A 10122-nucleotide genomic window follows, 5' to 3' on the forward strand; every position below is an offset into this window, starting at 1 on the left:
AGAAGCACAAGCTGCTGCTGCATCAGAATCAGACCGACTTTGCCGTGCTGTGGGCAGTGGTTCTTTGACCCTTGCGGGGCGCCCCGAAATCATGGCGGATCAACCGCTGCTGCTTCAAGGGTTCCGTGGGCAAATCAATGGAGAATGGAAAGCCGCAACCGTTACCCACAGCTATGAAAAACAAAGCGGATACACAACAGAAATCACCTTTGAGGCACCAAATCAAGGAAAGGAAACAGGAGAAAAGGAAATTCTTCAGTGACAGAAAATCAAAGGGTAATGTTTACCCTTTGATTGGTGATGAAGAGTATTGAGACCAAAATCAAAAGTTCGTACTTTGGTGTTGTGGTAAGGAATAGGTGCAAGTTGCACCAATTGCTGAAAGAAGCAATAGTGCAAACATTGCACAATTGCAGACTGAAGAGCAATTCGGTCAACTTGACCGAATTGCTCAAACGCTTCTCTCTTTAATAATGTACTTGAATAATGTGTTTGGGATACGGAAAAACTCTCGGTCAATTTATGCTCAAAGAGGTGAACACATCTTATAGATGCTGCTTCTCAAATAATATGATTCCAGCTCAATGATTGATCATCAAAAATTGCGACCTTTAAGAGAGAAAAATAAAGACTCATTAAAGAGGTTTTAAATGATCTTTGAAAGGTCTTTGAAATCTCTTTGAGAACCTCTTAAAAACCATTTGAAAAAAAATAAATTGATGCAAAACCTGCTGTCAAATTGTGAAAAAACCACTGACAAGCTACAGACATATAGAATCAAGAAGTTATAGCACGATAAAAGTGCTGTGGCGGAGGGGTGGGAATGCTATATTTATATGTAATCAATAACTTATATAAAGGTAAGGGAATTTTAATTCCGTTGATTTTATTAACTTATTTCTCTGTCTATCCCGAACCTTTTTGTAGCTTATTCTCAATCATTTTATCCAAATATGTAACCAGATTTTCCAGCATCTTACTTGACTCTTATCTTTATTAATTGTATAGTAATAGTATACGATAAGGGGTGCTAATGGCAATTGTGAGTTTCAAACATAAGGGCTTAAAATTATTTTACACAACAGGTTCCATAAAAGCTATTCGACCAGATCACGTAAAGAAATTACGCGTTATCTTAACGGCTTTAACAAGTGCTACGACACTCGAAATGTTGAGAGCGCCTGCCTTTAAAATGCATCCTCTTAAAGGTGAACTTACAGGATATTATTCTATATGGGTGAATGGAAATTGGCGTGTTACTTTTCGCTTTATAGGAACAGATGTGGAGCTTGTTGATTATCAAGATTACCATTGATGAAAGGAACGAAAACAAATGATGCATAACCCCGCACATCCGGGCGAAGTTCTAAAAGTAGCTTTCTTAGAAGAAATGGGGATAACGATACAAAAGTTAGCGGATCATCTCCATATGACAAGAGCTTCTCTATCAAGAGTGATTAACGGTCATGCTTCTATGAGTACCGAACTTGCAATTAAATTAGAATTAGCTGGTTTTAGTAAAGCAAAATTTTGGTTGGATATGCAAACGAATTATAATTTATGGCAAACAATGCAACAGACACAACCACCTATTTCTCCTCTGGTTTCTGATGCACCTCAAACGCAGCTTTGATTTCGTTCATAATTTTGACGAGGCTTTGGTTTGTTTTTTAGCTGCTACCCATTGCCTTAGTTTTTTTGAAGTTTTTTAATTGCTTCTATTGCAAGGCGTTTTCTATCGGCTGTTTTGGTATAAAGAGATGCCATTTTATCTTCTGTCCAGCCAAAAAGCGCTTTCATTTGTGAAACTGTAGCACCAGCATTAGCCGCCCGTGTTGCTGCCAATTTTCTCAATCCATGGGCTGATTTTTTAATTCCTGCTTGATTACACGCTTCACGAAATAAGTTGCCAAAACTTTCTTTTACAAGCTTATTTCCACCTTTACCACAAATGAATGTTTCATCACCTACAGGACCAATTTTAAGGGTTTCTGCAAGTTCTGGTAAAATAGGAAGAAAAACATCTGTTTTAAATTGGCTCTTTTCTGTTTTGAGATGAATAATATTATCTTTAACGTCTTTCCAGCCAATGCGAACGGCGTCTCCACGGCGCAAGCCCGTATAAAGAAGCACATCAACCCATACGCGTTCATGGGTACCGATAGCCCATTGTTTATAATATTTATCGATATCCTCTTCTAGCCATGGCGCTAATCCTACGCTGTTAAGAGATTTTGGTGCTTTTATATTAAAAGCAGGATTTCTATTTAAAAGGGCATTATCAACCGCCCAATTAAAGAGACCATTTAAAGAAGTCAAAAAATGTTTTGCTGCTGCGGGCGTAGCACGCCTTCTATCTACGGCGTCAAGGATATGATATTTTCCTATGCTTTTATATGCGCGTTCGCCGATATGTTTAGAAACATTGTTCAGAATTCTATACTTAACTTTTTTAGTAGATTCTGATTGATTATGCCATTGCATACTTTGTAAATATTGATGCAACAACCAATCGAAAGAGCCCTCTACAAGTCTGGTTTGTTTTCTTTTCTTGGAGGTGCCATTTTGCGCTTGCTTAAGAGCAAGCGTATAATTATCGACAAACTCTTGCGTTCCATAGGTTCCGCGTATTCTAATACGTTTTCCATGACCAATACGTACATACCATATGATTTTACCATGGCGTGTACATTCACGAACAAGATATGGTGGACGACGTTTTGGCATGGCTAAAACTTTATACCGTCGACAGAACGACAAGTTTTGCTGGTATCGTAGTCTTCTTGTTCATTTTCAAGCGGTGGAAAATCATCAATGCTATAAGTATTATCTGTCGTTCTGGGTGTTACGATTTTATTGATATGAATTAATAATTCACCAGTAGGCTTGATTTCTACAACCTCTGCTACTTGCTTTTTAGCTTCTCGTAAAGCACGTGCAATGGCTGGTTGCGTGATAGTAGGTGGGCGGTGCGCCATATCCGTTCCCCTTGATTTTAGATGTAATTCACATGTGGCGTGAAACACGCATGTTCTGAAAGTTGTGGTAAGAGGGTGGGGGTGCTGGGAGGAGAGAGCACCCCCATAACGTCAAGCGGCTTTTGTCAAAATCTTTTGCATCTCTTGTTCTATTTCTGCTAAAAAAGCTTCGACCGCTTGATTAATCTGTTCAATGTGTTCTTCATCACGGTGAATGCGTTTGATTTTCATGCGCAAGTATGTTGATTGCCTCGTGAAACGCGGGTCGTAACTGATAAAATCACACCATTTTCGCCCCGTACAAGCCATTTGGAATTGCATTTGCGCACGATATTCAGGCTTTATATTGTCATCTATAAAGAAGCGTAAATGGTTTGGGGATTGTGGGCATTTGACTTCAACTAAACCGTCATCACCAACAAACCCATCAGGACTAGCACCAGCCATTTTGATTGTGGGGTGTTGGATAAAACCACACCCTATGATCTCTGTATCATAAATGAATGCATATTCTTTTAGGGCATCTTCTTCATGTTCAATGCCCCATTGCATAGCAGGCGTTGTATAAAATTGGCTTACTTCTTCTGTTAAACGCTCTGTAATGAGTTTAATTTTATAGTCTTCATATTTGTTTGTAGGGGTTCCCTTTGCTGTTTTACTGAGTACGTTATAAATGTTTGAAGCGGTGACTTTTCCTAAACGGGCTTGAAACCACTCTGCTGTTCTTTGTTCCATTTCACACCGCCGTTTTTTGTTGTATTGGTGCATATTCAATATCTTGGATATGAATATATTTGGCATCTTGTATAGACGCGTTTATTTGCTCTTGTTGGGCTTTTCTCATTTGTTTTCGTTGCTTTTTTTTCAAAGAAAACAAAGCGGTTTGTGCTTGTTTATAAGACATATCTTTTAGCTTTTTTACTCCTATGAAAGAGAGAAGCCTACTTTCTTCAGATTGTGTTTTTGTAATTAATTCTTTGATTTCATTCATCTGTTCAGGAGAGATACCCGCAAGAAGCGTTATTCCATCTGTATCGTCTTCTTTTCTTGCAACATTAAGAAGCATGCCTAAGAGATATCGACGTGCGTAGCTTATAGTAGAACCAACCGCTTGTACGTTGTTTTTACTTCCAGTAGTGTCAAAAGGAAATGTTCCTTGTGTTGATATCTCATTGCCCGATATATGCTTTAAAGTCATTTCTACGGTTATGCTATTTGAACTCTGCTCTTTGATACAAGAAAACAAAGCAAAGTGATATTTTGAAAGAGGTTCTTTGATAGCATCAATATATTTATCAAGCGTTGTATAGAGGCTTTTAGTATGTGTATTAAGGGCGTTTTGTTCGATATCTTTATATTCCATTTGTATAGCGGAAAGATCACGAACAAAGTTTTGGCGCTCTTGTCGTTCTATCTCCTTTTCTCGTAATTCGAGAAGGCTCTTGAGACGGTCCAGATCGACATCATTTTCTAAAGCTCTTTCTAAAATAAGTTCCATAGCAGTTGGTTTGATTTGACACTCGTTCGTTTTTTCCACTAATTCGGTTTGCGTGATAGTTAACTCACTCATCTTTATTTCCTTACATTTACGCGCAACTCACCCGTGGCGTGAATCACGCATGTGTTAAAGGTTGTTTGGTTTGATTGTTAAATTTTTATATCTTGAAGAATTCTTGTTCTGTCGCGAATGTGGGCTTTCCCATAAATGTTAGCAAAACCATAAACTTTGGCATGGTCATAAATCTTGGCACGACCACGAACCACGGCACAACCATAAACCTTGGCATGATCATAAACCCATGCACGACCCAAAACGAAGGCGGTCTCATAAATCTTGGCATTTCCATAAATACGTGCATCACCATAAACCTTAGCGCCGCCAAAAACTTCTGCATTGTCATAAACCATGGCATCACCATAAACCTCGGCATCATCAGAAATCACGGCATTTCCAAAAACCTTAGCATTTCCAAAAACATATCCACTGTCAAATGATCTATGCGAACCCGCTACCCAGCAATTTCCCTCATGGCTTAGGTTGTCTTCATGTTCTATAAATCCACCTAGATCACCTTTTTTAACATCTCCAAAGTCTCTCAATGCTCTAATTCGGTGAAGTGTTTTTCTACCAACTTTGATTGTCTCATCAGTCAGTTCGTACTTCTTTTCCATGATTACCCCCTACCTTAAACAGAGTCGTTTTCGGATTCTTCTGTATTTCCAGTTACTTGTGCATCACCATAAATACAGTTGTTGCCATAAACTTTGGCATTCCCCAAAATACTAGCTTTGTCGTAAATCTTCGTATTACCGGAAACATTTGCTTTACCGAAAACTCGCGCATTGCCATAAATATTGGCATTGCCAAAAACTTCGGCATTGCTATAAACCCATGCATTTTCATAAACCTTGGCATCACCATAAACATAGGCATAACCGGAAATATGTGCATTTTGATAAACACGAGCATTATCATAAACCCTAGTATAATCTCCAACCCAACAATCGCCCCCATGACTAAGATTGCCTTCCTTTTCAATAAAACCGCCAAGGTCACCTTTTTTGACATTTCCAAAATCTTTTAAGGCACGTATGCGGTAAAGCGTGTGTCCTCCAACTTCATCCATTTCATCAGTCAATTCGTACTTCTTTTCCATGGTTTATTTCCTTTAAGTTAGACTCTCCCTTTGCCGCTCTTTCTCAAGAACGGCATTGGTTTGTGTTGTAATTTTTTGAGAAAAGAGGGGGCTTTTAAAAACCCTTTATGTAGTATGATGAATAGTTAGGAATGACATCACAAAGACGCAACTTGTTTTGTTCTTCATAAGTCCCGTAGATCTCATCATTATATTTTTCGTCTGCGATCTCGTCTAAAAGTCTATTGTAAACATCACTTTCGCGTACAAAGTAATGAACCTCACTATCCTCATAGAGATCTTCAATATTTGCTTCTACATATGCTTCTGCAATATCTTCAGAGATATCTTCACAACTCTTCTCAGAAGGATTGATGCGAAAGATTTGGATTGCATCATCTACCTCATCAACAATGCTTAAAACTTGGCTTGCATTAAGTGGTCCAGACTCTGCAATGTATTGCTCTTTATCGTAGGCAACTAATAAAATTTCATCGGAATGAATAAGAATTGGCTTTTCCATAATTTCTCCTCCCTAACGCCTCTTGGCGATTGTTTGTATCAATTTATAATATATTTATATAACTATAATTATAAATTAGCAAGCAAAAAAATTATAAAAAGTTATATTTTTTGTAAAAATTATTATAACATCTTGTAAAATAAGAAGAGAAAAGTACTTTTTAATATGGCTAATAATTAGCGATAAGAGCGAATCATTTTACTGTAAGAATCCATTGGCAAGATAGCAAAGATTTCCCCAATCCATGCAATTTTAACATTTTTAATGGGGAGTGCATTCCAAGAAAGCAAATCTATTTCGCCATTCATCCCTCTACTAATTTTCTTTATATATCTTTTATTATCATGCGTGAGAATAACGGCTTCTTTACCAAAGAAGGATTCTATCGTTTTGATTTGGCGGCGTCTTACAATAACCATATCTCCATCTTTATAAGCTGGAAGCATGGAGTCCCCTTTAACTTCAAAAGCGATCATATCATCAGGTAAAGCAAAAGGAATTTCTACTTGTTCAAGACCTTCTTCTGGGATTTGTTCAAAGCTTGGATCTATCTGCGTTCCTGCTCCGATATAGCCCATAAGAGGGACAAAAGTTGTTAAGTGATTATCACCCGTCAGTTCTTTATATAATTCTAAAATGGCATCCCGATTAGAACCACGCGGATCAGAATCTTTTAACCACTTAGACACTGAAGCTTGCGTTACATTTAGCCGTTTGGCCACATCTTCTTGTGTTAAGTTAAACTCAGTCAAAATTTTTTTTAATGTGCTTATGATATTAGATTTATTACTCATACTTTTGCTTACCTTATTTTTTTATCGTTGATAAAGATAAATTTCCTTGACTTTATATAACTATAATTATATGAATAAATTAAGGCAAAGCTATAATTGGAGCTTTTAAATGGATCAACGAGAAGATTTTAAGAATTTGACTAAGTCAATACGGGTCAAATTTAATTGGACACAATCAGAAATGGCTAAAATGCTTGGTGTAACTCAAGCCGCTGTTTGCAAGTGGGAAAAAAGAGGATCTATCTCCGTAATAAATTATCTCAAGCTGCAAAAGTTGAAAGATAGTTCTAGCTCTATGTCTACTTTTATTGCTGCTTCTACAGATAATAATGAACAGCAACACAATTCACAGGCTTAAAGAAGAAAGGAAATAAAGATGGATTCCAGTTGGGCGACGATGATTGCGTTTTTTATAGTCAATGTAATCATGTTTTTTCTGGCTTTTACTTTTATAAAATGACGGAAACGCAAGAAAAAGAGACAGATAAAATAATGAAAAACATAATACGTCGACAAGAAGATTTAATTCAAACACAAAAAGATTTAATGGAAAAAATTAACCGCTTTTGAGACTACTCTCCTCGAATGGTAGTAAAAAATTTGGCCAAAAAGTAGTTTCAAGTACTTTTTCTGCATGATTTGATGAAGTGTGTTCAATGATAAAGATTGGTGTGCTTACGATATCTGGTTTTAGGTGGCGAACTGTGAAAGTAAATTCTGTTTCTTCATGTGCATCCAAATTAAAACAATCGAAAATAATCTGTGCTTCTAAATCTGCTACAAAAGGATTTGTTAAGGGTATATATTTTTCATTTTCTGGTTGTAAATACATTGGATGTTTTCCCAAAAAACCACCGTTATTAAGCGCAAATAGGTTTTCGTTGTGTAACCGAAAATTATTTATTCTCATTGTTTGTTCTGTGGGATTTTCTATGATGACATGTACCTCAATGAAAAAGTCTTTACCATATTTATGTGCTGTTGCTTCTTTTATGGTAACCTTCAACTTTGGACCCAAGTCTCGTATTTGTTTCTCTGCCCATAAAATGGAGACATGCTCTTTTGCAGCTTCAGTTTGGTTTTTTAGCTGTTCTAATTGCCTTTCTATATTGTCTAAATCTTCTTTTCGTTTTTTTGCAGATTTTTCTAAATCTTCTTTCCGGATCTTCGTCGCTTCTTTACGGTCTTTGTTTCTTAAAATAAGCGCTACCGAAAGTGACACAGCAAATGACATAAAACCTGTAAAAAGTATCTTTATCCATTCTTGCATCATAACTCCCCCCCACTTTTTTAGAATCGTTGGGAGGATACTTTTTCAAAAACATTTTTTCAAGACAGGCAGTCACAACACACTCTGTCATAGCACGCATATAAACATATAAATACGTAGAGCCTAAGGGGGGGAATTATGATCACTCATGCACAAACCATTCTTTGTCTTGATCTAGGCACCAAGACTGGCTGGGCTATATGCGGTTCTGATGGTTTTATCACAAGTGATACAGAACATTTTCAATCACGTCGTTTTGAAGGCGGTGGTATGCGTTATCTGCGCTTTAAGAAATGGCTTACTGAACTAAAAAGGTCTGTTGATGAAATTGATGCGGTGTATTTCGAAGAGGTACGTCGGCATGTGGGTACAGACGCTTCTCATGTTTATGGGGGCTTTCTAGCAACATTAACAGCTTGGTGTGAACATCATCAGATACCGTATGAAGGCATTCCCGTTGGTACCATTAAGAAAGCGACGACAGGAAAAGGAAATGCTTCAAAAGAAGAAATGATTAAGGCAATGCGTGCAAAAGGTCACGCGCCTTGTGATGACAATGAAGCAGATGCTTTGGCAATTTTATATTTAAAGAAAGAAGGGGGTATGCATGTCCAGTAAAATACCATGGACAAGGCTTTTTGCTGATAAATGGATTCTTGATCTCACTTATTTGTCTTCTATTGAAGGGAATATATATATGAGATTACGGTTGCAAATGCTTCACACAGGTGAACCTCTTTTAAATAACATTAAGGTTTGGGCTAATTATACTGGCTATTCAGTAAAAGCATTTGTCAAAGCATTAGATGTTTTACAGAGTACGGGTCATATTATTCGTTTAGCAGACGGTCGTTTATGGAATCTAGATGTTGAAGCAGAATTAAGTGATAGCGCCGGAAAATCAGAAGCGGCATCAAAAGCTGTTAGTGCTAGATGGAAAAAATCTAAAGAAAAAGACGTAAAGCATAATACGAAATCTATACAAGCTAAATACGAAGGCGATACGAATTCTATACGGAATGAATACGAAAGCGATACGGAAACGATACCATATAACATTAACATATATAATAAAAAAACTAATACTATCGTATTAGCAAAAAAAGAAATTGGTTCTGAAAATTTAGAAACAACAGATTTGGTTCACGAGCCAATCGAGGATGATGCTCTCAAAAGCCAATTAGATCAAATCGAAACATCATCAGAAAACCACCCACCCATTCACGAGCAGACAAGCGTTCCCAAAAAAGCCAAGCAGTCAAAAGCTAATCGAGGTTGTCGATTGCCTGAAGACTTTGAACCCGATTACGATTTTGCAATCGAAGAGGGCTTGCCTCCAAAGCGTGTCAAAGTCGAAATCGCAAAGTTTCGAGATTACTGGCGTTCAAAAGCTGGAGCAAATGCAACCAAAATCGATTGGCAAGCAACTTGGCGTAACTGGGTGCGAAAGGCTATCGAAAATTTAGAAAAAACAAAAAACACGAACAACAATGGTGGAAACAATGGAAACTTTTCAAAAGATCAAAGAACTTGTGGTGGTACCGGAGAAACAATCCGTAATCTTATCCGTAAAGCAGGATTTAGTGAATCCACTTCAAAACATTACAGATCAGATGATACGATGTGTAACAAGGGATTGTCCATGGACCTTGATCAGTGGCATGAAATTGACACCAGCACTGGAGGAACAAGCTTTCGGAGTGTATCAGACAGTCCAAAACTTGCTTACCTTGAAAGCGTCTGTTGAAGATATTGCTGAGGCTCTTGATATGCTTGAAAGCGGTTTGACAATGAAAAAAGTTTCAAATCCAGAGGCACGTGCAAAGGCTTATATCACAGCTCTTAACGGCATTTCACTCTGGTCTTTGTTGCAAGCTGTTAAAAATCTTATACGGGGAGAAGCCAAAGGCATGTCAACAAC

General features: G+C 37.5%; 14 protein-coding genes and 2 pseudogenes. 7 read left to right on the top strand and 9 right to left on the bottom strand.

Annotated elements, in window-relative coordinates:
• The 3 genes and pseudogenes from PVV57_RS08980 to PVV57_RS08990 all read left to right on the top strand — a co-directional run.
• Positions 1 to 262, top strand: a pseudogene (locus PVV57_RS08980) (late control protein); the annotation flags it as partial.
• A 771-nt stretch (positions 263 to 1033) separates the two neighbouring features.
• Positions 1034 to 1315 carry a type II toxin-antitoxin system RelE/ParE family toxin gene (locus PVV57_RS08985; RefSeq protein WP_273719288.1) on the top strand — a complete coding sequence of 94 codons (282 nt, stop codon included), beginning with the start codon at positions 1034 to 1036 and terminating at the stop codon, positions 1313 to 1315.
• Positions 1316 to 1333: 18 nt separating this feature from the next.
• Positions 1334 to 1633 (top strand): HigA family addiction module antitoxin, encoded by a 300-nt coding sequence (locus PVV57_RS08990; RefSeq protein ID WP_273719287.1) that lies wholly within the window; start codon positions 1334 to 1336, stop codon positions 1631 to 1633.
• Between the two features lie 56 nt (positions 1634 to 1689).
• Here the strand turns inward: PVV57_RS08990 and PVV57_RS08995 are convergent, their stop codons facing one another.
• The 8 genes from PVV57_RS08995 to PVV57_RS09030 all read right to left on the bottom strand — a co-directional run bounded on the left by PVV57_RS08995 (position 1690) and on the right by PVV57_RS09030 (position 6931).
• Positions 1690 to 2727, bottom strand: coding sequence for a site-specific integrase (locus PVV57_RS08995; RefSeq protein ID WP_273719286.1), 1038 nt, complete (start codon positions 2725 to 2727; stop codon positions 1690 to 1692).
• 2 nt (positions 2728 to 2729) lie between these two features.
• Positions 2730 to 2978 (bottom strand): hypothetical protein, encoded by a 249-nt coding sequence (locus PVV57_RS09000; RefSeq protein ID WP_273719285.1) that lies wholly within the window; start codon positions 2976 to 2978, stop codon positions 2730 to 2732.
• Positions 2979 to 3089: 111 nt separating this feature from the next.
• Complete coding sequence (locus PVV57_RS09005) at positions 3090 to 3713, bottom strand: lambda exonuclease family protein (protein ID WP_208435734.1); 624 nt, start codon at positions 3711 to 3713, stop codon at positions 3090 to 3092.
• Between the two features lies 1 nt (position 3714).
• The gene (locus PVV57_RS09010; RefSeq protein WP_273719284.1) at positions 3715 to 4548 is read right to left on the bottom strand and encodes an ERF family protein; all 834 of its coding nucleotides are present in this window, start codon (positions 4546 to 4548) and stop codon (positions 3715 to 3717) included.
• 77 nt (positions 4549 to 4625) lie between these two features.
• The gene (locus PVV57_RS09015; protein ID WP_273719283.1) at positions 4626 to 5150 is read right to left on the bottom strand and encodes a hypothetical protein; all 525 of its coding nucleotides are present in this window, start codon (positions 5148 to 5150) and stop codon (positions 4626 to 4628) included.
• Positions 5151 to 5164: 14 nt separating this feature from the next.
• Positions 5165 to 5635: a hypothetical protein gene (locus PVV57_RS09020; RefSeq protein ID WP_273783922.1), complete on the bottom strand. Its 471-nt coding sequence runs from the start codon at positions 5633 to 5635 to the stop codon at positions 5165 to 5167.
• Between the two features lie 94 nt (positions 5636 to 5729).
• Complete coding sequence (locus PVV57_RS09025; protein WP_273719280.1) at positions 5730 to 6137, bottom strand: hypothetical protein; 408 nt, start codon at positions 6135 to 6137, stop codon at positions 5730 to 5732.
• Between the two features lie 176 nt (positions 6138 to 6313).
• Positions 6314 to 6931 (bottom strand): XRE family transcriptional regulator, encoded by a 618-nt coding sequence (locus PVV57_RS09030; RefSeq protein ID WP_273719279.1) that lies wholly within the window; start codon positions 6929 to 6931, stop codon positions 6314 to 6316.
• A 109-nt stretch (positions 6932 to 7040) separates the two neighbouring features.
• On the opposite strand from PVV57_RS09030, the gene PVV57_RS09035 reads away from it, so the two are divergent.
• A complete protein-coding gene (locus tag PVV57_RS09035) occupies positions 7041 to 7289 on the top strand; it encodes a helix-turn-helix transcriptional regulator (RefSeq protein ID WP_273719278.1) in 249 nt (82 codons plus the stop codon).
• A gap of 198 nt (positions 7290 to 7487) precedes the next feature.
• Here PVV57_RS09035 and PVV57_RS09040 read toward each other — a convergent pair whose 3' ends face one another.
• Positions 7488 to 8204 carry a hypothetical protein gene (locus PVV57_RS09040; RefSeq protein ID WP_273783923.1) on the bottom strand — a complete coding sequence of 239 codons (717 nt, stop codon included), beginning with the start codon at positions 8202 to 8204 and terminating at the stop codon, positions 7488 to 7490.
• A 135-nt stretch (positions 8205 to 8339) separates the two neighbouring features.
• Between PVV57_RS09040 and PVV57_RS09045 the strand changes: the two genes are divergently transcribed.
• The 3 genes and pseudogenes from PVV57_RS09045 to PVV57_RS09055 all read left to right on the top strand — a co-directional run.
• Positions 8340 to 8819, top strand: coding sequence for a crossover junction endodeoxyribonuclease RuvC (locus PVV57_RS09045; RefSeq protein ID WP_273719276.1), 480 nt, complete (start codon positions 8340 to 8342; stop codon positions 8817 to 8819).
• On the top strand, positions 8809 to 9948 hold the full coding sequence (locus tag PVV57_RS09050; RefSeq protein ID WP_273783924.1) for a hypothetical protein: 1140 nt from the start codon (positions 8809 to 8811) through the stop codon (positions 9946 to 9948). The genes PVV57_RS09045 and PVV57_RS09050 overlap by 11 nt, the downstream gene beginning before the upstream one ends.
• Positions 9932 to 10122: pseudogene (locus tag PVV57_RS09055) on the top strand (hypothetical protein); the annotation flags it as partial. The gene PVV57_RS09050 and the pseudogene PVV57_RS09055, both read left to right, overlap by 17 nt.

Source organism: Bartonella sp. AU15XJBT (assembly GCF_028618615.1).
GTDB lineage: Bacteria > Pseudomonadota > Alphaproteobacteria > Rhizobiales > Rhizobiaceae > Bartonella.

Excerpts from the sequence above, each read along its gene's own strand:
- PVV57_RS08985 (WP_273719288.1), top strand. The coding sequence starts at position 1,034 with ATGGCAATTGTGAGTTTCAAACATAAGGGCTTAAAATTATTTTACACA.
- PVV57_RS08990 (WP_273719287.1), top strand. The coding sequence starts at position 1,334 with ATGATGCATAACCCCGCACATCCGGGCGAAGTTCTAAAAGTAGCTTTC.
- PVV57_RS08995 (WP_273719286.1), bottom strand. The coding sequence starts at position 2,727 with ATGCCAAAACGTCGTCCACCATATCTTGTTCGTGAATGTACACGCCAT.
- PVV57_RS09000 (WP_273719285.1), bottom strand. The coding sequence starts at position 2,978 with ATGGCGCACCGCCCACCTACTATCACGCAACCAGCCATTGCACGTGCT.
- PVV57_RS09005 (WP_208435734.1), bottom strand. The coding sequence starts at position 3,713 with ATGGAACAAAGAACAGCAGAGTGGTTTCAAGCCCGTTTAGGAAAAGTC.
- PVV57_RS09010 (WP_273719284.1), bottom strand. The coding sequence starts at position 4,548 with ATGAGTGAGTTAACTATCACGCAAACCGAATTAGTGGAAAAAACGAAC.
- PVV57_RS09015 (WP_273719283.1), bottom strand. The coding sequence starts at position 5,150 with ATGGAAAAGAAGTACGAACTGACTGATGAGACAATCAAAGTTGGTAGA.
- PVV57_RS09020 (WP_273783922.1), bottom strand. The coding sequence starts at position 5,635 with ATGGAAAAGAAGTACGAATTGACTGATGAAATGGATGAAGTTGGAGGA.
- PVV57_RS09025 (WP_273719280.1), bottom strand. The coding sequence starts at position 6,137 with ATGGAAAAGCCAATTCTTATTCATTCCGATGAAATTTTATTAGTTGCC.
- PVV57_RS09030 (WP_273719279.1), bottom strand. The coding sequence starts at position 6,931 with ATGAGTAATAAATCTAATATCATAAGCACATTAAAAAAAATTTTGACT.
- PVV57_RS09035 (WP_273719278.1), top strand. The coding sequence starts at position 7,041 with ATGGATCAACGAGAAGATTTTAAGAATTTGACTAAGTCAATACGGGTC.
- PVV57_RS09040 (WP_273783923.1), bottom strand. The coding sequence starts at position 8,204 with ATGATGCAAGAATGGATAAAGATACTTTTTACAGGTTTTATGTCATTT.
- PVV57_RS09045 (WP_273719276.1), top strand. The coding sequence starts at position 8,340 with ATGATCACTCATGCACAAACCATTCTTTGTCTTGATCTAGGCACCAAG.
- PVV57_RS09050 (WP_273783924.1), top strand. The coding sequence starts at position 8,809 with ATGTCCAGTAAAATACCATGGACAAGGCTTTTTGCTGATAAATGGATT.